We start from the raw sequence: 22,090 nt of genomic DNA on the forward strand, positions 1-22,090 counted from the left end.
ACAAGCGGCCGCTGCTCGCGACCTCGACCGACGGCGTGGGCACCAAGGTCGCCGTCGCGCAGCTGATGGACAAGCACGACACGATCGGCTTCGACCTCGTCGGCATGGTTGTCGACGACCTCGTCGTGTGCGGTGCCGAGCCGCTCTTCATGACCGACTACATCGCGACCGGCAAGGTCGTGCCCGAGCGCTCGCCCGCGGCGGGGTGAGCGGAGATGAGGTGGAGCTGAGGTGGAAGGGTCCCGAGACCGGGTCAGCGACGTTGCCGCCCCTGCTGGAAGGTGGAGAAGGCCGCCGTGACGGCCAGGACGGTGAGGATGAGCACGGTCAGCGGGAACAGTGCGGGCCACCAGTGGCCGAGCGAGGCGTCGGTCGCGCCCCGCGAGATCATGGCGCCCCACTCGGGCGTCGGCGCCGCGACACCGACGCCGAGGAAGCCGAGCGCGGCGGTGAGCATGATGCTGACACCGAAGAGCACCGACATGTAGAGCACCGCCGGCCGGGCGACATTGGGCAACACGTGGCGAACGGTCAGGCGCAGCTCGCTGGTGCCGGCCATGCGCGCCGCGTCCAGATACGCCTCGCCGCGGACCTGGAGCACCTCGGTACGCACGAGGCGGGCCTGCATCGGCATCAAGATGATCACGATCGCCACCGTGATCGTCACCGGCGTCGAGCCATAGAGGCCGACGGCGACCAGACCGACCAGGACCGCGGGCACAGCCTGCACGAAGTCGGCGGCCCGAGCGCCGGCCCGAGCCAGAACCCCGATGCCCCCACGGCCCGACTCGTTCATGCCGATCGCGAGGCCGGCGGCCATCCCCAGCGCTGTGGCGGCGAGGACCGTCGTCACCGCGATCAGCACGTCGAGCCGGGTCGCCATCACCGTCTGGGAGAAGACGTCCAGTCCGTTGGAGTCGGTGCCGAACCAGTGCTCGCCCGACGGCTTCATGAGGGGCGGCCCGGCGATCTTCCGCGCGTCATAGGGCGCAAGGAGCGGGGCGAACGCGGCGACCAGAAGGACCAGTCCGGCGCCGGCGAGGCCGGCCCAGCGCCATCCGCCGGCCCTCACGCGGCACCGCCGGAGCCAGGACGACGGCGTGGATCGAGCGCCATGTTGATCAGGTCGACGAGCAGGAAGACCACGAGTGAGACGGCGGCGATCACGACGAGCAGGCCCTGCAGCGCGGTGAGGTCGGCGGAGGTGACGGCATCGGTGAGGTACTGCCCCATCCCGCCGAACCCGAACAGCCCCTCGAGGACGACGGCACCGCCGACCATATAGCCGAAGAGCGTGCCGGACATGGTCACCGTCGCCGGCAGTGCCCGCCGGTAGATGCTGGCCAGGACGACCCACCGCGGCGCACCGGTCGAGATCCGGAATCTCGTTGCAGGGCGGGCCAGCTCGACCTCGAGCTGGGAGCACAGCAGTCGCAGCAGAACGGCGGAGTTGGCGACGACCATCGCGAACACGGGCAGCACGAGGTGCAGCAGCATCGAGCCCACCACCTGCGGGTTCCCGGTCAGCACCGCGTCCAGGAGGGGGAAGCGGGTGACCGGGGTCGGCACCGGGTCGTCGGGCCCGAGCCGTCCCAGGGGACTCGGCAGCCAGTGCAGCGAGGCGTAGAAGACGAAGATGCCGGCGACGGCGACCGCGAACTCGGGGATCGCTCCGGCGGAGCGGGCGTAGGCCATCGCCAGCCGTGAGATCACGCCGCGCGGCCGGAGCAGCACCACCGCGGACAACGCGAGGACCACCACCAGGGAGACGCTCAGGCCGAGCGCGGCCAGCTCCAGGGTCTGCGGCAGCCGCGAGCCGAACTCCTCGGTGACCGAGCGGCCCGTGATCAGCGAGTCGCCGAGGTCGAGCCGCAGCAGCCGACCGAAGTACTCACCGGCCTGGTGGGCCAGGGACCCGTCGAGACCGAGCCGTCGCTGGACGTCGGCGTACTGGTCGTCGCTGATCTGGTTGCCGGTGACGACCAGGACCGGGTCGCCCGGGATCGTGCGCACGAGCGCGAACGCCACAAGCGCAAAGACGAGAAGATGCACGGGAAGCAGGAGGAGGCGGCGCAGCCACCAGCCGTTGTGGTGCAGCCAGGGCCTCATGCGGCACTCCCCGCGCCTCGGCCGCGGAAGGCCGCGACCAGCTGACGGGTGTAGGGGTGGGCCGGGGCCGTGAGCACCTCGTCGCAGGTACCTCGCTCCACGATGCGCCCGTGCCGCATCACCACCAGCTCCTCGGCGACGAAGGCCGTCGCCGGCAGTCCGTGGGAGACGAACGCCAGCGCCGCCCCGGTGCGCTCGCAGTAGTCCTTGATCAGGTTGAGCACCTGCCCCTGGACCGAGACGTCGAGGGCGGAGACCACCTCGTCGCAGACGATCAGCCGCGGCTGCACGACCATCGCGCGGGCCAGCGAGCAGCGCTGTCGTTGACCACCGGAGAGCTCGTGGGGCCGACGGTCCAGCAGGTCCGGGGACAGGCCGAGGGCGGACACGGTCTCGTCGGCCAGCGCGTCAGCGGCGGCGCGGCCGAGACCGCAGAGCTGCTCGGCGGGCGTGCGGACGGCATCGCGCACCGTGCGCAGCGGGTCGAACGACGACATCGAGTCCTGCGCGACGAGCTGGACGACGCGCCGGTACTCCACCCGTTGGCTCCGGGAGCGCAGCACCTGCCGCAGCGGACGCCCGTCGACCACGACATCGCCCTCGTCGGGCTCATCGAGGCCGGCGATCATCCGGGCCAGCGTGGACTTGCCGGATCCGGACTCGCCGACGATACCGATCCGGCGGCCCACCGGGATCTCCAGATCCAGCTCGGCGACGGCCGTGAACCGCTCGGCGCCGCGGCCGAAATGACGGGACAGGCCCTCGGCTGCGACCGAGGTCAACCGCCCCGCCCGGATGGTCGTGGTGCTCACGGGGGCACTCATGCGGCGTCAGGGGAGATGACGTCGAAGTCGGCCAGCGTGGGTAGGCGGTCGAGGCCTGCCGACGCGAGCGTCGGCACACAGGCCAGCAGCGCGCGGGTGTAGGGGTGCTGCGCGGCGGCGAGCCGCCGCGCCGACAGCACCTCCACGATCTCTCCGCGATACATGACGGCGATCCGGTCGACGTACTCGGAGACGAGCGTGATGTCGTGGGTGACGACGAGCGCGGACGCTCGGCTCTGTTCGGTGAGCTCCAGCAACAGCTCCATCACCTCGCGGGCCAGGCCGGCGTCGAGGGCGCTCGTCGGCTCGTCGGCGATGAGCAGCCGCGGGCCACTGGCCAGCGCGATCGCCATCATCACCCGTTGGCGCATGCCGCCGGACAGCTCGCCCGGGCGCGCTGCCATGACCCGCTCGGTGTCGGCGAGCCCGACCCGACGCAGCCAGTGGCGGCAGCGCTCCTGGCGGTCCCGCCGGTCGACCTCCTCTCGGGCACCGACGACCGCGCGCAACTGGCTGCCGACGGTCCAGACCGGATCCAGCGATGTCATCGCGTCCTGGAACATCATCGTCACTCCGTCGCGGGCGCGAGGGAGCCGGTCGCCCACGACGGCCGGCACGTCGCGTCCCATCACCGCGAGCCGGTCGAGGGTGACCTCGCTCTGTTGCGTCCCCAGGAAGCCTGCCACGGCCAGGGCCAGCGTCGACTTGCCGGACCCCGACTCGCCGACGACCGCGACGCGCTCCCCCGCCGTGATCGTCAGGGAGACGTCACTGACCACGGCAGGCCCGAGATGCCCGCCGGGCAGCCGATAGCGGACGCTGAGCCGGTCGGCGACCAGCACGGGGTCGGCCGACGTCGCCGACCCGGGTGCCGCCGCCTTCGGCGCAGCGGCGGAGCGCCTGCGCGCGGAACGTCGTGCCGGGTGGGAGCTCGCCACCCGCGATGTCGTGGTCTCGGTGCTCATCGCGCCTCATCTCCGTCTCGATCGCCGGGGTGCACCATGCTTGTCGCGCGTTGTTTCGCGGGTGCCTGTCGCCTGTGAATCGTTGATTGCGCCGCCCGCGGCAGCGGCTGACCCGCGCAGACGCCGCCGCCCGGTGGACTCGCCGCCGGGCTCGGCCTGTCCGGACTCAGCCTGCGAAGTCGTCGGCGAAGGCCACGCCGCTGAGCGCGATCCGGTCGCTGCGCAGATGCGTGTAGCTCAGCTCCTGCGCGACACCGTCGATGTCGAAGACGACCGACTCCCGCAGCAGCACCGGCGCTCCCGCACCGACCTCGAGCGACAGCGCCGTGTGGTCCTCGCACGGGATGGCGGCGAGCACCGAACTGCTCCAGCCGAATGGCCGTCCATAGAGGATCTCGAAGACCTCCGGGTACGGAGGGGGCGCGGTATCCACCTCCTCGCGGGCCACCAGCAGGCGGTCGTGGGCATGGACGCGGGCGTAGCCGGTGCGCACGCAGATCGGGGCCCCGTCGGCGTGGAAGGTCTGCTCGATACGGACCACCTCGGTCACGTCCGGGCCGAGGCGGGCCCGTACCACGGACGTCGCCGGCACGGCCTCGACGGACGTGGTGTCGATCAGCAGTCGGTGCCGGGCCGCGTTGCCGAGCAGGACTCGCGGCACGACCTCGCCTCCAGCCAGCTCGATCTGGTCCCGCGCGAGGCGGGTGCCGAGCTTGGGCTGCCTGCTCAGCAGGCCCTCCTCCGCCAGCAGACGCAGCGCTCGTCGTACGGCGTTGCGGCTGGCGTCGAGCAGGGTGATCAACTGTGCCTCGCCGAGCAGGTCCGCGGTGCTGAGCTCACCGGAGCGCAGCAGCGTGCGGAGCATCTCGTAGGCCCGTCGGGTGGCCATCGGCCCGGAGCCACCGGGAGGCGGTTCGACTCGCTGGCTGCGATAGAACGACGATCGCCGTTCCTCGGGCTGGGAGAAGCCACTGCGGAGATGCGTTGGCACGGGCACTACAGCCTCCTCTGGACGGGAAGGGCCGCCGACCACGGCAGGGTTGGCGGCCATCGGGCGATCGATCCCCGAGATGCGGGTGACCGGTCCGTGGCGGACCCGGTCAGTCACTCAGCTCGCGAGCTGAGTGAAGGCAGAGCGATGCCAGACAAGCGGGCTGTGCTCGAAGTCGCTGTGGAAGGCATGCACACGGAGAACCACGATGTCGTGGTCGCCCGCTGGGTAGAGGTGCTCCACGGAGCACTCCATCCAGATCGGCGCATCCTCGAGCAGCACCGCGCCCGCCTCGGTCATCGCGTAGCGGACACCCTCGAAGCGCCGCTTCTTGTCCTTCGCGGCGAGCTGTCGCGCCTGCTCGGCGTGCGTGACCCCGAGCACGGAGACGCCGATCGCGTCGGCGCGGCCCAGGAGCGGCCAGGTGCTCGAGCTCTTCTGCACCGCGAACATCACCATCGGCGGATCCTGGGAGACGCCGACGGTGAAGGAGGACGCGATGAGGACGTGCTGCTCACCGTCGACCTCGGCGGCGACCGCGGCCACGCCGCACGGGAAACCGGAGAACGCCGACCGCAGCGCAGTCAGGTCGTCAGAGCAGGCGCGGATCATGCGGATACCTCCTGAAGGAGTCGGCGAACCACCGGCGCCCAACGGCTGAGCCACACGGCGCGGGAGTCATCGGTGTCGAACGTGGAGTCGAGCTGGTAGAGGGCCGCGGTCGGGCAGACGGCCCCGAGCTCGACGAGCACGGGCTTGAGCGAGAGCTCCGGGGCCAGGGCGTGATCACGCCCCGCGCCGAGCATCAGCGGCACCGCGACCTGACCGGCCAGACCGGTCTGCCCGGCGAACTGGTCGAGGAAGAGCTTGAGCAGACCGGTGTAGGTCGCCTTGAACGTCGGCGAGGCGAACACGACGAGATCGCTCGCCTGCACGCTCCGCACCGCCGCAGCGACGGCAGCGTCACCCCATCCCAGCAGGCCGGATCCGAGGTCGGCGAGCTCGATCACCTCCCTGTTCGTCGCCCCGAGCCCCCCGGCGAGCATCTCGGCAGCGGCGCGGGTGCGTGATCCCCGCTTCGGGTTGCCGACCACGACAACGGCTCTCATGTGCTCACTCCCGGCTACTGCGATCCGGACTCCCCGGCGCGACTGGATCCATGCTGGACCGAGCACGTCACAGCCCTATTGCGCCGACCCTGTCGGCTGTAACGCCTTGGTCGCGCCGCTTCCGAGGGCGGCTCACGCACGGGACTCCGCCGGAGCGTCGACGCATCTCGCCAGACCCACCCGACCCGGTTCTCGATATCCGCCGCCTCGAGGAGTGGTCGCACATGCACTCGCCGTCAGCCGGGGTGGTCGCAGCCGAGTTCACGCCGTCACCGCCATGCCCGTCGAGCGCTCCACGCCGTAGACCGACGCACGGAGGTCAAGAGCGGCTTGGCAGGCGACTAACGAGCACCTGTTTGATAGCTATGTATAGTCGCTGATGTGACCGCGCGCCCGATGACTGGCAACTCCGACCCGCGTGCGCGGCGTGCGCGTCAGGCGCTGATCGAAGCGTTCGAGTCCAAGGTCGTCGACCACGGCCTCGAGGAGATGACGGTCAGTGCCCTGTGCCGGGCGGCGGGCGTCACCAGGTCGACCTTCTACCAGCACTTCGCCTCGCCCGACGAGCTCGCCCTGGAGAGCCTTGGCGCGCTGTTCGACCACCTCCGAGACGCCGACATCGTGCTGCGCAGCGCGGGCAGCAAGGTGACCCCGGCCGAAGCCAGCCGTCACGCGATCGCGGGCATCGTCGGCCTCGTCGGGGGGCACCGCACGCTCTACGCCCGCCTGCTCGGGCCGACGGCTCCTCCTCGGCTGCGGACCGCGGTGACGACTGCGTTCGCCGAGCACAGCGTCGAGCCTTTGACCCGCATGTCCGTACGCCCCGCCGGCGTCGATCCGCGCACGGTCGCCGACTACCTCGCAGGGGGCGTCCTCGCCGTGCTCGGCTCCTGGCTCGCCAACCCCGACGACAGCGCCCGCACGGCCGACCACGTGGTCGAGGAGATCCTCCTGTGCCTGCCCGCCTGGCTCATGGGCGCTCACGACAGATCCAGCTGAGCGACAACCCGTCGCTCATCACTGCTCAACTGACGAAAGAGGACACGGATCATGGGACAGCTCGAGGGCAAAGTCGCCTTCATCACCGGTGCAGCACGCGGCCAGGGACGCAGCCACGCGATCGGGCTCGCTCGTGAGGGTGCGGACATCATCGCCGTGGACCTGTGCGCCCAGGCCGAGCACGTGCCGTACCCGATGGCGACCGCCGACGACCTCGCCGAGACTGTCCGCGACGTGGAGTCGCTCGGCCGCCGCATCCTCGCCTCGCAGGTCGACGTCAGGGACCTGAACGGCCTCCGCACCGCAGTGGATGCCGGCGTGGCCGAGCTCGGCCGCCTCGACATCGTGCTCGCCAATGCCGGCATCAACTCGATGGCCCCGACCCTCGAGATGGACGAGGCGATGTGGGACGAGATGATCGAGATCAACCTGACCGGGCAGTGGAAGACGATCCGGGCCGCCGTCCCCCACGTCGTCGCCGGCGGACGCGGCGGCTCGGTCGTCATCACCAGCTCGCTGGCCGCGATGTCGACGAACGAGAACATCGCCCACTACACCGCCGCGAAGGCGGGTCTCATCGGCCTGATGCGCGTCCTCGCCAAGGAGCTTGCTCCGCACAGCATCCGGGTCAACAGCCTGCACCCGACCACCGTCGCCACCGGGATGATCCTCAACGACGCCACCTACCGCCTCTTCCGCCCCGACATCGACAACCCCACCCGCGAGGACTTCGAGGTCGCCGCCCGCACCCTCAACAAGCTCCCCACCGCTGCGCTGGAGTCCGGGGACATCACCGCCGCCGTGCTCTACCTCGTCGGCGAGAGCGGTCGCTACATCACCGGCATCACCCACGTGCTCGATGCCGGCGGTCAGCTCGGCTGAACCGCCGATCCGTCGGACCCATCTAGCCACAGCACTGCAAGAGGAGAGCCAGTACATGCCCACGTTCAGCGACAAGGTCGCCATCGTCACTGGAGCCACGACCGTCGAGCCGGGCGGCCTCAACATCGGCGGCGCGACCGCCGTCGAGCTCGCCGCCGGCGGCGCCAAGGTCGCGCTCGCCGACATCAACATCCAGGGCGCACAGGCGCTGGCCGACCTCCTCAACGAGCGCCACGGCGACGGCACCGCGATCGCGGTCGAGACCGACGTCCGCTCCGAGGACCAGATCGAGCGACTCGTCGCGACCACCGTCCAGCAGCTGGGCGAGCCGACCATCACCATCAACATCGCCGGCATCTTCCCTGCGGACGACACCGAGGTCGCCACCATGACCGTCGAGGCGTGGGATGACGTCATGGCAGTCAACCTGCGCAGCGTCATGCTGCTCAGCAAGCACACCCTCCCCTACCTCCGGAAGTCAGGTGGCGCCATCGTCAGCACCGCGTCCACCCACGGCTCCGCGGGCGACACCAGCCTCAGCGGCTACGGCGCCTCCAAGGCCGGCGTCATCGCCCTGACCAAGTTCCTCGCCACCCAGTACGGCCTTGAGGGAGTGCGCTGCAACGCCGTCAGCCCTGGAACGACCCAGTCACCTCCGGCCCAGCAGCTGCCCCAGAACATCAAGGACATCTTCCAGCGCCAGAACCTCAATCCCTCGATGCCGACGCCCGAGCAGCAGGCCAAGGTCTTCGCCTTCCTCGCTTCCGACGACGCCGCCGGCATCAACGGCCAAGAGGTCAAGGTCGACGCCGGCCTGCTGTCCCACCAGCCCATGGTCGCCGACATGCGAGCCCTCGGAGCGACCACGGTCTAGGTGAAGCGCCCAGGTTTGATGCCGCTCCTGTTGGAGTCCAGGACGATGAGCACCACTCCGAAGAAGATCGATGATGAGCTGAAGACCCGGGGGGTGGCCGGTGAATGGTCACCAGGGCGAGTACTCGTCGATGACGGCCGCACGCGCCTGCCCCAGCTCGGCATACCCGTCGAGGACGTCGGCCAGCGGCGACAACTGCGCGTCACGGTGATCCGCTACGGCTTCGATCGCCTCGCGCAGGTCATTGGCCGAGACTGAGTGCCGCCGGGATAGCGTCCAGACGTCTCCGAAGCCCCACCACCGCGTGTTGGCCAGGTCTCGCTGGGTCGCGTCACGATCCTCTCCGCAGCTCGGACGAACAGCAGAGCCTCTCGCGCAGAGGATCTCCTACGAAGTCTCCCAGTACGCAAGGTGCGACCGGTGGAGCCAGTCATCAACCCACTCCCGATCGGGCTCATCTGGGACAGCGGCGTCGGCCTCTGCCGCGGCCAGCTCGGCTTCGGATGCATCGAGCGCTTTCAGTACCTCGGGCAACGAGACCTCCCCACGGCGTACCGACCGCAGGAACGACAGGTCCGGCTCCGGAACGGGAAGGGTGATCCGGCCGGTGCCCAACAGCTCGACTCCCTGAATGCCCAGGCGAAGCGCGTGCATCGCGAACTTCGTGTCATAGCCGTGCACAGCGACAAGCTCCGGGCGATTCGTGTGCGCGCCGGATTCGCCGAGCATCGCGGACTTCTGGCTCTGCAGGTAGCCGAGGAACCGGGCCGCCGCGAGCTTGGAGACGAAGCGGTGCGCGTTGTCGACCAGCTCGGCTCCTACCTCGTTTCTGAACACCACTTCCTCGTCCGGTACGAACAGCGCGAGCAGGACCGTCGGGTTCCCGGCCAGCGCAAGCCGGCACCACTTGCGCGCCGAGTAGATGACCACGTCAAGATCGCCTGCGCCGGACCGGTTCGCCAGTCCGCCGGGCTTGTCCCAAACGGTGTGGCGCTGGTACTGCTCGAACTCGACTTCGGCCTCGCCATCGATGCCACGAGGAACCCGCGCGAGGCCAGTGACGAACTCACGCGGCTCGAGGCAGATGCCCATCTCATCGCGGTCGTCCTGGCCACTGATGGACGTCCCGTGCACCCCCGAGCCGACCTGGACCCGCAGGATCAGGCCCGCCTCAGCGATCGCGCGGGCCTCCTCGGACGCGTGCGGGTGATTGAAACCCGCCGGCAACGAGCGGTCGCCGAGGATCGCTCTGGCCATACTCATGAGCGAACGCTATCCGTGCGCCAGCGTGACCAGCGACCACTTTCGTCCAGGTCTCCCGTTGGATTCATGCTCGGCGCACGGCGGACTTCGTCGGGCCGCGCACGCTCGTGCTCCTCGCTCCGCCCAAGGCGCCCGGGACGAACCGAGCGATCGCCAGACGACGCCCTCGGTCTCGGGGCTCGCTACGCTCGCGCCTCAAGCGGCGGGCGAAAGCGGGGCTATAGGCCCCGAAAGCAGATCGAGGCCAGACGATGTCTGGCCTCGATCTTTGGTAGCGGGGGCAGGATTTGAACCTGCGACCTCTGGACGAGGTCGGGGCGCCTGCGACAACTACGGAGTCAAGACGGTTGCTACGGAGTTCCCTTGTTTTGAGGGGGAAACCGGGCTGCTTCCAGTCACAGGGTACCCGTTGGATACGGACTCGCGGCGACTCAATCTGGACCCATTGTGGACAGGGGCTAATTCCCGTCTCCGCTCGTCTGCGCAACTCTCCTTGCATCCACTTCGGTGGAGGTGGAGATGAGCTGACTCGACCCCCTGACCGGATCGCCCCGTCAACGAGTTCGCCCTGCCCCTCGTCGGAGACGTGCACGATCGGCAGCCCGTTCGCCGCCTCGAGTCTCGCAGATCCGCGATATCCGGGTGCACAGCGCGCCTCCAGGGCGACCGGATCACGCCCTCGGTCGGAGACCTGGGCATGGTCGAGGTCACCCTCGCGCGCCGCGATGATCCGGTCCACATCCCACGCAGAGACCACCTGCGCTCAGGCCTGTCGAAGAGCTCGCGACGCGGTGACCAACATCCTGGCGGTCATTTCGGCCGTCTGCAGGAAAACGAACAGACCTGACGCCGGACCGCGCGAGCCTAGGCAGCCCGGCGGTCCGGCGTGTGCTCAACGACCGCACATCACAGACCGAGCACTTTCTGCATCCTCTGCCCCAAGGATCCACCTCCGCCATTTCCGGGAAGTGGGCGACGTGCTCGCACGTCGCCGCCATCTTGGGCAGCTACTCGATCCTCAGGAAGACGTCGTAGCTGTACGCCCCTTCCGGCTCGCCGACGATATTCCACGACCGGGACGAGAACACGATCCTGCGACCATCAGCGGCCATCGCCACGGGGCTGTGGACACCCGCGTTGGTCTCTCCGCCGTCCGGGCGCTGCGCGATCAGCTGCGTGCGGCCATCCGACAGGTCGACGACATATCCCTCGGGAAGCCAGCTCGTCGTTCCGGGCACGAGCTCGACGGAGCGGTAGGTATAGGACACTCGGCCTCCGTCGGCGGAGACCTGAACACTGTTCCCGCCTGCTGATGACGGCAGACGTCCGTCGGGTGTCAGCGATACGACGCGCACCGTGTCGGTCCAGCGATCCCAGAGCTGGGCAACGTAGATGTCGGGGCCAGATCCCGGGACGGGATGGGGGATCGGCGTGGAACCCTTGAACGCGACGAAACGGCCGTTCCCCGAGATGCTCGGCATTCCGGCGGAACCCGGCCCGGCTGGGCTGACAATGAGCGGATCGAAGGTCCCGGTCAGACGATCCCAGACGGCGACGTCGTCGCCGGGGTTGGTGTCGGCCCAGAGGTTCGTGGCCCGGGTCTCGAACACTACGTACCGGCCATCGGCTGAGATCACCGGAGTCACGGAGAAACTGTCGGCTGGCGCCCCGCCGGGCGCCCCGGTCACGAGTTGGGTCTGTCGCGTCACGCGATCCCACACGAAGATGTTGGCCTGCGCTGTCACGACATCGTCGGTCAGATTCGTCGCCGTCGACTCGAAGGCGACGTAACGGCCGTCTGCTGAGATCGATTGGTGGCGAAGATGGCCGTTCGGAGCGGGTTGGTCGTCCGGCGCGGCGACGGTGATGCTGCGACCGTCGTCGCGATCCCAGAGCACCAGCGAGACCGGGTCCAGCGGACTACCCGGGGGGATCTGCGGCGCTGATTGGTAGACGACGAATCTGCCGTCTCCGGAGATCTCCGGCCTGGTGTAGGCGCGCGGTGAGACGTCGCCGACAGGTTGCGTGCTCACCTGCTGAGTGATTCCCGTGACCGCATCGAAGGCGAAGACATCGGTCGCTCCAGCGTCGTCCGGAGAACCCTCGAGGAACCCGTTCGAGTGGTAGACGACATGGCGGCCGTCTCCGGAGATGGCAGGCTGGTACGACCAGCCACCGCTCTTGTCCATCGCCGCGCTGACCCGGACGAAGACAGGACCTTTCCTCGTCGTCGGGGCCGATGGCTGCGTCGTCACTACTCTGCGTTTGGGCGTCGCCACAGGGCGATGGCGCTTAGCGCCGAGCCGTACATCGCGCGCATAGACCCGGTAGGTCGTGGTGGCTGAGCGCACGTGAGACTTGAATCGAAATGAGCCGTTCCGCGCAGTCCGCGAGGACGACACAGTGACCCACCCCTTGCCCGTCTTTCGTTGCAGCACAACGGGACGCGATTGACGAGGTGGCAGCTTTCCTCGGAAGGTGATCGCGGCTCCAGCCACGCCAGCGCTCGGGGTGACACGGAGAGATCCGGCCACGGCTGCCGATGCCCGCGGCGGCTGCGCAACGAGTACGCCGAGGAGGAGCCCGGCAAGACACATCACGACACTGGCGGTTCTCAACCTATTGCGGACGGCAACCCGTCGGAGCATACGGGGCATTCGGGCATGCTAGACCGGTCGGACACGGGAGCGGAGGCAATCGGCGGGGTACCGCCGGGCGGTGACGGTCGAGGTGCTTGAGTTGATCACGGAGTATCGCGGCAACGGATTCGGAGTTCGGGTCCACCGAACACCAACGGCGGCCCTGGATCCCGATCTACCCGCACGCCGCGCGCCATCCAGGACGGTCCGGTCGGCAGGGGCTTGCAGACCTCGATGACGTCGTACGTGCCGATCGCAGCTTGTGGGCGCGTCCACCAGCCATGCGATGTCCCGCGGCGGTGCCGGACAGCGGGACGCCGGGGGTCCATGCCGGACAGGTGCGCCAGCCACGACGAGGCAGGAGCGAGCCGGCTCGGAGCACGACCAGGGACATGGCGGGGCAGGCCAGGGCACGGTGACGTATCGAGCAAGTTTGTGGCCATGTGATCAAGTCTCAAATGCACTCAGGCTCGGAGGACCACGGTACATCGTGCGAGTGGACTCGGCATGGGAGGCGGTGATCGCCTCAGCGATCCGGACGGCCTCCTCGATGCTCAGGCCGGCGGGCAGAGGGAGGTCGTCGGGCGCGGACGTCAGGGATGGGTTCACCCAGAGGTTGTACGGGACCGGGACTCCCCCACTGGATCTGGCCCGGTAACGCCGCCACCGGGGCCAGTCGTCGAACCACACGCGACTCATGCGCGGAACGCTCTGTTGCACTCGATCTACGACCAGCCCGATGCCGACGCGGTCCACGCCCAGTTCGACCGCGTCGTCGACGCCCTCGCGGAGAAGCTGCCCACCGTGGCTGAGCACCTCGAGGAAGCCCGTGCGGACATCCTGGCGGTCAGCGCGTTCCCCAAGGAGATCTGGCGCCAGATCTGGTCGAACAACCCCAGCGAACGGCTCAACCGCGAGATCCGCCGCCGCACCGACGTGGTCGGGATCATCCCCGACCGGCCCAGCATCATCCGCCTCGTCGGTGCGGTCCTGGCCGAGCAGCACGACGAGTGGGCCGAAGGCCGCCGCTGCCTCGGACTCGACGTCTCACCCGCGCTCAAGCAGTCGATGCGCCCAGCGTCGAGGAGGTGACCGAGCCCGAACTCCAGGCCCTCACGGCCTAACCGACACGCCCAACCGAGGGCTCAACCTCGTACACCACCCCAGCGGACTTGACCTCTTCGCGGTGCAGCGGTCGGTGGCGATCAGGGTGCCGTCCAGGCGCACGAATTCCCAGCCCTCCCGTAGCGCCTTCGCGAGCACCTCACACAGGTCTGGTGCTCGGGCAGCGATCACGTCGATGCCCTCGCGCAGGTAGCGGTAGGCGGTCGCGATCGAAACCTTCGCGTCACGCGCCAGCATCTGCAAGTCGGTGTCGTCTTTTGAACCAGCGCAGCACTATGAGCGCCTGGATGTAGACCGTGGCGGCCCGTTGCCACGGGCGTGCGTCGTTATCTAGGAAAACCCCCTATGCTTACGACACGCACGGTAGGCGATGGACGCACCCAGCGTCCGGAGCAAAAGCCCTGACCAGAGAGTTTAATTTGCGAAGACTCTCGACACCACGAGGGCGACCGTGCGCGCCAAGGAAACCCTGCCGACCCGCGAATAGAACAGGATTTCATACAACATGATTTTCCGTGTCCGCAACCTGATGCTAACTCTTGTGTCGATTGCCACGATCAGCCTTGCCGTCTTGCCGAGTGCGCGTGCCGATACGCCGGAACCAGACGTTGAACCGATGTCAGTCGTGACCTGCGGACAATCCCATCACATGATGAGGGCGGTCCCATATGGCTCCGGGCCCAACTGGCTCGAATTCGGTGCCTATGTCTTCTGCAGCTTCCCGAGGGATTTGAGCGCCGATATCGTGATTGAGCGCAAGTTCCCAAGCACCAACACCTTCAGGCCCGTGGCTCGCGCTACCCGCTACTCGGTGGCCTCGGCAATGACCGTGTCTGACACGGAGCAGTGCACGAAGAAAGACAAGTATTTCGAGTACAAGATGACGGTCTACGCAACGCTCAATGGAGTCCAGCAGACCCCCTACGTCCTGAGGGAGGCGCTTATGTGCAAGTTGCCCTCTCTCTACTAGCAAGCATCCACCTGATTTGCGGCGTAGTGAGCCGCAGTCTGGCGGAGGCCCCCTCGCTGGAGTCGTACAGGCGTCACCAGCAAGGGGGCCTTCGGGGCCCTTCCTCTCCAGTTGTCCCAAGCATTTAGCGGGCTTCAAACGGTAATCGTCACTTCGTCAAAGGATCTTACGATGAACTTGTCCGCCAGCGACATCGTCCGCGCCAATGGCCTCACCTACGTTCGGCGCCTTTACGAAGGGGAAACGGAAAACGGTTCGCGCGCCACAGGAAGTCTCGAAGATCGGTTCGCCTCCAAGCCAACAGACGACATAACAACATTGGTAGGATCAGCCCGCAGGTACGCACGAAATTGTCGCTATTCAATTAGCGAGTATGCCGAGGATTTTCATATTGCTGTCGCAGAGACGCTCGAGGTGAAAGACGCGAGAGATGCTCTACCGTGGCAGGTTGCCGATTCATCTGGCGTGATCTCCGCCCTCATATCCCCTCCATTGATTGGGCGCCGAGTCAAGTTGACGAACGTATTCCTGACGGTAACCGATCACCCAGTCCGACCTGGCGCTCTTCACCTCTGGAGTTATGAGCGAGTATTCAACGAAGCCCGTGACGAGCGCCTTCTGTCTTTCGGGTGCGATCAGATGGATTCGGCGGTGCTGGCGTCAGCAATACTGACCGTGGGCTAACCCGGATCTTTCACCGCTCGGCTGCCTGATCGGCGTGTAGAAGCACGGAAGTGCCCGTCCTGCTTGGGATTCTTGTTCTTGCGACAGTCCAAGAAGCTCGAGCTGGAGGGCACTCCGTAGGTGAAGCGTACTTCGTGGTCTACAGGCTTGTCCGTGTCCGCTGATGGTGTCGGCGTGGTGGCCCACGCGGGCAGCGTCGCGACCCGGCTTCTGGCCGACCGGACCAGCCTGACCGGCGAGTTGTCCAAGGCGAGGGTCTGCTGCGCGGATAGGTGACATCTTGTCCTGCCCAGCCGATGACCCACGGATATGTCAGGAGAGCCGCCATTCCGTGGCCGGTCGCGGGCGTCACGAACCCCGCTCCGCGATTTCGCAACAGCCACCTGATGCCTGGGAACTCCCTGTCAACGACCACCCGACCGGCGTTCTATTTGAATCGTATGTGAAACACACTGTCCGGACCCCGGCGTTGGTCACGATTCAGCGGGGACGCTGCTGCCCCGACTCTGTGCCGTGTCAGCCTCTGGGCCCCGCGACTCGGAGAAGCCGCCACCAACGCCGACAGATCCAAGCTCGCTCAACTGCCCGGCGCCACTTGCGCCAGTTGCACGCCCAGTCGTTGAACCAGGGTGATCGCAGATTCCGCGCTGAGCACGAGTCTGGGCTCGCGCCTTTCGTCGGGCTCGATGACGACCCACGTGAGCGTGTCGCCGATGTGACGGCCCAGCCAGACCTGGAGATCGGTGCCCTGCAAAGATGCCGTGACGGGGATCGTGTCCTCCATCGCGACCACAGCAGGAAGGTACGACGCCTCGCTGCAGTGATAGCGGTCCGCAGGCTGGTCATCAGCATGGTGCTCGCGGACGCACCAGGACGGGCATACCTCGTCGAACCAGTCCCGTGTACACATCAGTGCGCCACCCGCCCTGACGCGCCGGCCGACGCGCCACGGACGCGCACATCCCCCACAAGAGCAGAGACCATCACGCGCATCGCCGTGACCACTCCAAACCCCGCGAACTTCATCCCGTCCCACGCCAGCAGCATCACCACCACATACAGCCAGCGCGGCGCACCGGACAGCACAACGAGATGGACAGCGTGTGCCAGCGCGATCGCTGCGAACCCCAGCGCGATGAGCACCGCGGCGTCGTGGATCCGCCGTGACCGTCGCCGTCGCCATCGGGCAAGGAGGAGGTTGGAAGGGGCGTAGGGGTGCAGGTATCGGTGAACGAGTGCGACCGGCACGATCACCGACGCGATGAGCAGCATAGGCATGGCGACTCCTACGAGAGTTGGAAGTGACCATCCCGGTGTACGTGGCAGATTCGGCGCGCGCCTGCTCACGCCTTGATCCTGTGGATGACAGGCGCTGTGGTGCGCCTGTGCGGCATCTGGGGTCACGCGGCTCGTGGGCGGGATCGAGCAAGTCGCCACTAATCTGCCCGTCGCGCGGATGGTTTACCTCGATCACGAAGTGGCTGCCCACCACGCCCCCTCGCTCGCGCCACCAAGTCGCGCTGCCAAGTCGCGTCTGAGCATCGTCCGAGGTGCGGAGCGGTGAGGGGTGGTGCGGGAGACGTCCCTACGCCACCCCTCGCCGGGCTCAACGGGTCAGCGGATCAGCGGGTCACCCGGATGCTCCTGGTGACCTTGACTCCGCGGAGCAGCGGATCGTCCGCGTACCGCACCGCGATGGAGCGTCGCCCGAGGCCGGCGGTGCGGGGGATCTTGATCCGCACGACCGCGCGTCCCCGCGCGTTCACCGGCACCGTCACCGTGCGGCTTCCGACCCGCAGGGTCACCGTCCCGGAGGGTCTGATGCCCGATGCCCGCACCTGGACCCGGACGGCGGCCGTCCTGCCACGCCGCACCGTCGGCTCGAGCCGGATCACTCGGAGCCGCGCGTCGGCCTTGACGATCCGCACCCGGGCCGTGGCTTGCGACGGCGCGAATCGACCAGGGACCCCGGTGTACCGGACCGTGAGGCGGTGGGTGCCGGGCATGAGCGCCTTGGCCGGCAGCAGCACGGTCGCTTCGCCGTCGGACAGCTCTGCCTGCTGTGGGGTCGAGCCCGGCAGGTCCACCACCACCGATCCGGTCGCGTTCGGGGTGAGGCGCACCCGGAGCCGGGTCGGCTTGCCGTAGACCTGACGGCTCGGACTCACCAACGCCGAGGTGGCCGTGGCGACGGGTTCTGGGCCGGGGTCCTCGCCCGGCCCGACCGCCAGGGTCACCGCGGGCGAGGGTCCGTAGCCGACCGCTCCCCCGGGCTTGAGGAGGCTGACCCGGTACTGGGTGCCGTCGTCGGCCGCATCGGCTGGGAAGGACAGTTCCGCACCGGTCTCGTCTTCGACGGTGGTCCACTCCTCGGCACCGGCGACCCGCTTCTCCCATCGGTGCTCGGTGAGCACGGTCGCGCCGTTCTCCGGCAGCTCCCGGGTCAGGGTGACCAGGTTCCCCGCGGTGTACGACGTCGCACCGCCGACGGTGGGCTGCTGCCGGGGCGCCCCGCCGTGGTCGTCGTGCTGGATGGTCACCGGGTCGGTCACCAGGGTCTCGTCGGAGTCGCCGTACTCCAGCCTGGCCCGCACCTCCACCCCGGCGAGCGCCTGCTCGGCGATCAGGTGGTGCGACAGCCCCGAGGCACCGGGGAAGGGCACCCAGTCGGCGCCGGGCCACTTCCACTCCCAGACGAGGGTGTCTCCCGCGTCGATCTCGGGGTCGGCCACCAGGTTGAGATCGATGTCGTAGCCCTGATGGTAGTGCTGGCTGAGGTTCTCGAAGAACAGCAGCTGGGTCCCAGGGTCGGCATCGGAGACCTTGACGGTGGTGCTCCACTGAGCCGCCCAGATCTCGTCCCCATAGAGAGGGCCGGCGCCGTTCGCCTCGGCGACGGCGACGAAGTGGAGCGGCTTGTCGTGCCAGTCCATCGTCATCGGCAACTCGATGCTGAGCGCGTCGGGGCCCTCCTTCAAGGTGGTGGTCTCGGACCCGTCGACGGTGAACCATCGGTAGGTCAGGCCCTCGCGAGGCGGGTACACCTCCGCGGTGGCCGTCAGGCTCTGGCCGACTCGGTAGACGCCACGGACGCCCTGCACCAGCACCTCACGCGCCTTCACCTCTCCGGTGACCGGCGTGGACATCGCCACCACCACACCGTCCCGGAGGGTCTGGACGGCGAACTCCGAGGCTCCCATCGGGTAGGGCGGCCGGGCCACGATCGTGTCGTCGACCCGCTGCGTGCCCGGCACGTCGAACCAGGGGCTACCGCTGCGGTAGACCAGTCGCGCCGACTCACCGGCAGCCGGCTCGGGGCCGTCGAGGGGGAAGACGAGGTCGTCGCCGAGGTACTGCATGCCCTGCGGGAAGGCGGTCGTGACCGGGGCCACGGCGTTCTCCACCCGGAGCGGTACCCAGGCGGTGTCCTTGCCGGTGACGTACGCCGTCCCTTGGCGCAGTCGGGCCCGGATCTCGTACCCGTCGTGCCGGACGTCGAGCAGCTGTCGCAGGCGGCCCTGGGAGGCCTCGGTGCTGTCGCCGTCGCCGTAGAGGACGTAGCCGCCGGTGGTCGCTCCGACCGGGCGGATGATCCACCGCCAGCTCTGCTCCTCGGTGAGCTCGTGCCCCACGACGCGCGCCCGGAGGACGTCGCCGACCTGGTACGACGCGTCGATACCGGCGATGCCGAGCTCGGTGGCCGTCTCGTCGGTGACGCTGACCGTGACCGGCTCGGACGGTCCGTAGGCGACCTCTCCGGTCGGCTTCAGGATCGAGACCCGGTACGACGCGCCGTCGTCGCTCGGTCGGGCAGGCAGCGCGAGCTCCTTGCCCGACTGCCCCTCCAGGACCGCCCACTCCTGGGCACCGGCCGCCTTCCGCTCCCAGCGGTGGCCGGTGAGGATGGTGGGGCCGTTGCCGGGGAGCTCCAGACGCAGGGCCAGGCTCTCCCCCGCGGTGTAGCCGGCGCTCGCGCCGGCTACCGAGGGGAGCTGGCGCGCGGGCGCGCCGTGGTCGTCGACGGCGATCGTCACCGGGCCGGCGATCATCGACTCCTGGGCCTGGTCGGCGAAGGTGAGCCGGGCACGGACCTGCACCCCGTCCAGTGCCTGCTCGGAGTTGATCTGCTCACCGGCGGCGGCGATACCGGGGAACGGCTCCCAGTCCGACTCCGCCCCGGGCCACTTCCACTCCCAGGTGATCTGGTCGCCCTCGGCCAGCGCCGGATCGATCGCCAGCCGCAGGTCGATCGGGTCGTTTTGGTGGTAGTGGGCGAGCAGGCTGGGCAGCTCGAAGAGCTGGCCGGTCTGCTCGGTGACGTTGATGGTCGTCGACGCGCCCGATGAGGAGCCGTCGGGGCGGGTGACGGCAAGGCCGAGTCGGGCACCGTCGTCGGCCAGGCTCAGCTCGCGCAGGACCGGGGTCGGCGGCGTACCGATGCCCTCGGCGATCACCGTCGCCGAGCCGCCGGGCGGGGTCCACCGCCAGGTATAGGTGACGTCGTCGACGCCGTCGCGGACGGGAAAGTAGCGGCCGGTCGCCGACAGGGTCTCACCGACGCGGTACAGACTCCGCACGTCCTCGATGTGCACCTCGTAGAAGCGGATCGTCAGCGCGACGGGCGCGGACTGACGCACCGGCACGCCGTCCCGGACGACCCGGACGGCGAATTCCCGCTCGGCGGGGTTGCGGACCCGGAAGCTCGACTGGGTCTCGCCCACTGCGACGTTGGTGAAGGTGGCGTTCAGGACGGCCCACCGGGTCGCCGAGGTGCGGGTCACCACCTCCAAGGACTCACCGTCGGCGAGGCCGGTTCCCGGATGGTCCAGTACGACCGTGTCGCCGGTGAAGAACGGGGCGGGGGTGGCAGTATTGATGGCCAATGACGGGCCGGTGCCCTCGGGCGTCACGGTGATCGGCACCCAGCCGGTGGTGGCGACCGGGGTGGTGCCCTGGCGGACCTGGGCGCTGATCTCGTAGCCGTCGTCGGAGGCGCCGAGGACCGTCGTGTACGTCGTGCTCGCCGCTGTCGCCAGGGTCGCGCCGTTGGCACTGGTGGAGCCCTGCGATCGGATCCGCCAGCGCACCTGCTCCCCGTCGGCGAGGGTGTAGCCGCTCAGCGTCGCGGTCAGGGTGTCGCCCGGCTGGTACGCCGCCTCGATGCCGGTGACAGCGAACGGCTCGCCGGAGGCATCGGTGACCGTCACCGTGACGGGTGACGAGGTGGAGGCGGTGGCGAGGTTCGTGGTGGTGGGCACGAACGCGGCGGTGAGCGCGTGGGCCCCGACCGCCAGGGCAGGGACGGTGAGCTGTGCGATCCCGGTCTCGTCGACCGGGTCGTGGCCCAGGACCGTGGCGCCGTTGCGGAACTCGACCGCCCCGGCGATGCCCTCGATCCCGGCCGGACTCACCCTCGCCGTCAGCTCCACCGGGTCACCCGCGCTCAGCTCGGTCACCGAGGCGGTCAAGCTGGTGGAAGTCAGCACCTGCTCGGGCAGGTCGCCGACGACGAAGGTGTAGACAGCGGTGTCGGAGACCGGCTGCCCGGCCACAGCGGCATCGGCGCGGACCGTGAGCTCGTAGACCCCCGGCGCGGTGAAGGCCCAGTTGGCGTGCAGGTGGGTGCGTGGGCGGGTGAACGCGCGGTGCGCAGGCTCGTCGCTGGACCAGAGCCGCTCCGTGACGGCTCCGCCCATCCCCGACTGCCAGATCTCGACGTCGCCGGGTCCGGTCACGTCGAGGAGCGAGAGCGTGGTGGCGTTCTCATCGAGAGTGCCGGCCGGGACCGACTCGGTGGAGAAGCCGGGCCAGAGCTGCCCGGGTCCCTGGTCCTGCGGTGCCAGCCAGACGGTCGAGCCCTGCGGGGCCACGAACTCCGGACCCGTGCCGGGCCAGCTCGCGACCCGGGAGTCGTCGTCGACGTGGAACCACACCTCGTCCGCGTCATACCGCGTGCCTGGTGCGGGAGTGTCGGCCCGTGAGGCCAACCTGAGCTCACCGTCCTCCCAGAAGGTCGCAATGGCGTCGGTGTGGACGTCGGCGACCACGGTGCGCTGCGTCGACGGCGGTGCCGGCCCGTCCGCCGCTTGTGATGACGCCGAACCGGTACTGAGGACCAGGCCCGCAGCGGTCACGAGAGCAAGGAACGCGGTAGCCGGACGAGTCCGCCTTCGGCGCATGGCCGTCGACTTCACAGATGGCATCTTCAACTTCCCACTAGATCAATAATGAGAGTCATTATCACTTGTCGGGGATGGCGGTGCAAACTGGCCCCGCTCCGCGTGTGCAGGTCGCCCCCTCCCTGCCGCGCGTTGCGGCCCGGGATCCCTCCCGTCGATCCGGCAGAGGTACGCGGCGGCCACCTGCCGCTCTGAGGTCATCTATCGAGGATCGGCCCAGACCATGCTCTGGGGCGCTGGCGCGGAGGCTTGTCGACCAAGATCCACCGGCTCGTCAATGGCCGCAGCCATCCGCTCGTGATCGCGTTGACGTCTGGCCCGGCTGACGATTGCCGATGCTGGAGCCGTTGTTGTCGCAGGTCGCGGTCAAACGGCTTGGTCGTGGCCGTCCCCGAATGCCGCCCGACGCAGTGCTCGGCGACAAGGCCTACTCATCCGGAGTGATCCGCGCCAAACTCCGCTCGTGTGGGATCCAGG

Annotated in this window: 18 protein-coding genes and 3 pseudogenes; 8 read left to right on the forward strand and 13 right to left on the reverse strand. The window is 68.6% G+C overall.

Annotated features, from left to right (window positions below):
* Window positions 1-191: pseudogene (locus tag KVF89_RS25205) on the forward strand (AIR synthase related protein); the annotation flags it as partial.
* 62 nt (window positions 192-253) lie between these two features.
* Here KVF89_RS25205 and KVF89_RS25210 read toward each other — a convergent pair.
* The 7 genes from KVF89_RS25210 to KVF89_RS25240 form a co-directional block, all read right to left on the reverse strand.
* Entirely contained in the window at window positions 254-1,072 is an 819-nt protein-coding gene (locus KVF89_RS25210) for an ABC transporter permease (protein ID WP_257429709.1), read from the reverse strand.
* Window positions 1,069-2,109 carry an ABC transporter permease gene (locus tag KVF89_RS25215; protein WP_257429712.1) on the reverse strand — a complete coding sequence of 347 codons (1,041 nt, stop codon included), beginning with the start codon at window positions 2,107-2,109 and terminating at the stop codon, window positions 1,069-1,071. Before KVF89_RS25215 ends, KVF89_RS25210 begins: the two co-directional genes overlap by 4 nt.
* Entirely contained in the window at window positions 2,106-2,921 is an 816-nt protein-coding gene (locus tag KVF89_RS25220) for an ABC transporter ATP-binding protein (protein WP_257429714.1), read from the reverse strand. Before KVF89_RS25220 ends, KVF89_RS25215 begins: the two co-directional genes overlap by 4 nt.
* An 8-nt stretch (window positions 2,922-2,929) precedes the next feature.
* Window positions 2,930-3,898 carry an ABC transporter ATP-binding protein gene (locus tag KVF89_RS25225; protein ID WP_257429717.1) on the reverse strand — a complete coding sequence of 323 codons (969 nt, stop codon included), beginning with the start codon at window positions 3,896-3,898 and terminating at the stop codon, window positions 2,930-2,932.
* Between the two features lie 166 nt (window positions 3,899-4,064).
* Window positions 4,065-4,787, reverse strand: coding sequence for a GntR family transcriptional regulator (locus KVF89_RS25230; protein WP_257429718.1), 723 nt, complete (start codon window positions 4,785-4,787; stop codon window positions 4,065-4,067).
* A gap of 219 nt (window positions 4,788-5,006) precedes the next feature.
* Window positions 5,007-5,501 carry a flavin reductase family protein gene (locus KVF89_RS25235; RefSeq protein WP_257429720.1) on the reverse strand — a complete coding sequence of 165 codons (495 nt, stop codon included), beginning with the start codon at window positions 5,499-5,501 and terminating at the stop codon, window positions 5,007-5,009.
* On the reverse strand, window positions 5,498-5,998 hold the full coding sequence (locus tag KVF89_RS25240) for an NAD(P)H-dependent oxidoreductase (RefSeq protein WP_257429723.1): 501 nt from the start codon (window positions 5,996-5,998) through the stop codon (window positions 5,498-5,500). The genes KVF89_RS25235 and KVF89_RS25240 overlap by 4 nt, the downstream gene beginning before the upstream one ends.
* 381 nt (window positions 5,999-6,379) lie before the next feature.
* Between KVF89_RS25240 and KVF89_RS25245 the strand changes: the two genes are divergently transcribed.
* Genes KVF89_RS25245 through KVF89_RS25260 form a run of 4 tightly spaced genes read left to right on the forward strand, consistent with a single transcriptional unit; the run spans window position 6,380 to window position 9,011 of the window.
* On the forward strand, window positions 6,380-6,997 hold the full coding sequence (locus KVF89_RS25245) for a TetR/AcrR family transcriptional regulator (RefSeq protein ID WP_257429726.1): 618 nt from the start codon (window positions 6,380-6,382) through the stop codon (window positions 6,995-6,997).
* 51 nt (window positions 6,998-7,048) lie between these two features.
* A complete protein-coding gene (locus KVF89_RS25250; RefSeq protein ID WP_257429729.1) occupies window positions 7,049-7,879 on the forward strand; it encodes a mycofactocin-coupled SDR family oxidoreductase in 831 nt (276 codons plus the stop codon).
* 55 nt (window positions 7,880-7,934) lie between these two features.
* Window positions 7,935-8,753 (forward strand): SDR family NAD(P)-dependent oxidoreductase, encoded by an 819-nt coding sequence (locus tag KVF89_RS25255; RefSeq protein ID WP_257429731.1) that lies wholly within the window; start codon window positions 7,935-7,937, stop codon window positions 8,751-8,753.
* Window positions 8,754-8,798: 45 nt separating this feature from the next.
* The gene (locus KVF89_RS25260) at window positions 8,799-9,011 is read left to right on the forward strand and encodes a hypothetical protein (RefSeq protein ID WP_257429734.1); all 213 of its coding nucleotides are present in this window, start codon (window positions 8,799-8,801) and stop codon (window positions 9,009-9,011) included.
* 129 nt (window positions 9,012-9,140) lie between these two features.
* On the opposite strand, the gene KVF89_RS25265 is transcribed toward KVF89_RS25260, so the two are convergent.
* Window positions 9,141-10,016 carry a DNA polymerase beta superfamily protein gene (locus KVF89_RS25265; protein WP_257429736.1) on the reverse strand — a complete coding sequence of 292 codons (876 nt, stop codon included), beginning with the start codon at window positions 10,014-10,016 and terminating at the stop codon, window positions 9,141-9,143.
* A gap of 1,007 nt (window positions 10,017-11,023) precedes the next feature.
* Window positions 11,024-12,367: a TolB-like translocation protein gene (locus KVF89_RS25270; RefSeq protein ID WP_257429738.1), complete on the reverse strand. Its 1,344-nt coding sequence runs from the start codon at window positions 12,365-12,367 to the stop codon at window positions 11,024-11,026.
* A gap of 987 nt (window positions 12,368-13,354) precedes the next feature.
* Between KVF89_RS25270 and KVF89_RS25275 the strand changes: the two are divergent.
* A pseudogene (locus tag KVF89_RS25275) lies at window positions 13,355-13,779 on the forward strand (transposase); the annotation flags it as partial.
* Between the two features lie 64 nt (window positions 13,780-13,843).
* Here the strand turns inward: KVF89_RS25275 and KVF89_RS25280 are convergent.
* A pseudogene (locus tag KVF89_RS25280) lies at window positions 13,844-14,105 on the reverse strand (IS5/IS1182 family transposase); the annotation flags it as partial.
* Between the two features lie 180 nt (window positions 14,106-14,285).
* Here KVF89_RS25280 and KVF89_RS25285 point away from each other — a divergent pair.
* Together KVF89_RS25285 and KVF89_RS25290 are read left to right on the forward strand one after the other, a co-directional pair.
* Window positions 14,286-14,750, forward strand: coding sequence for a hypothetical protein (locus tag KVF89_RS25285; protein WP_257429741.1), 465 nt, complete (start codon window positions 14,286-14,288; stop codon window positions 14,748-14,750).
* Window positions 14,751-14,921: 171 nt separating this feature from the next.
* Window positions 14,922-15,434, forward strand: coding sequence for a hypothetical protein (locus KVF89_RS25290; protein ID WP_257429743.1), 513 nt, complete (start codon window positions 14,922-14,924; stop codon window positions 15,432-15,434).
* A gap of 577 nt (window positions 15,435-16,011) precedes the next feature.
* On the opposite strand, the gene KVF89_RS30660 is transcribed toward KVF89_RS25290, so the two are convergent.
* From KVF89_RS30660 to KVF89_RS25305, 3 genes are all read right to left on the reverse strand, one after another.
* Entirely contained in the window at window positions 16,012-16,344 is a 333-nt protein-coding gene (locus tag KVF89_RS30660) for a DUF6907 domain-containing protein (protein ID WP_372497966.1), read from the reverse strand.
* Window positions 16,344-16,712, reverse strand: a complete 369-nt coding sequence (locus tag KVF89_RS25300; RefSeq protein ID WP_257429748.1) for a hypothetical protein — start codon at window positions 16,710-16,712, stop codon at window positions 16,344-16,346. Before KVF89_RS25300 ends, KVF89_RS30660 begins: the two co-directional genes overlap by 1 nt.
* Before the next feature lie 344 nt (window positions 16,713-17,056).
* Complete coding sequence (locus KVF89_RS25305; RefSeq protein WP_257429750.1) at window positions 17,057-21,568, reverse strand: choice-of-anchor M domain-containing protein; 4,512 nt, start codon at window positions 21,566-21,568, stop codon at window positions 17,057-17,059.
* Between the last annotated feature and the right edge of the window lie 522 nt (window positions 21,569-22,090).

The organism is Nocardioides carbamazepini (assembly GCF_024614185.1).
GTDB classification, from domain to species: Bacteria; Actinomycetota; Actinomycetes; order Propionibacteriales; family Nocardioidaceae; genus Nocardioides; species Nocardioides carbamazepini.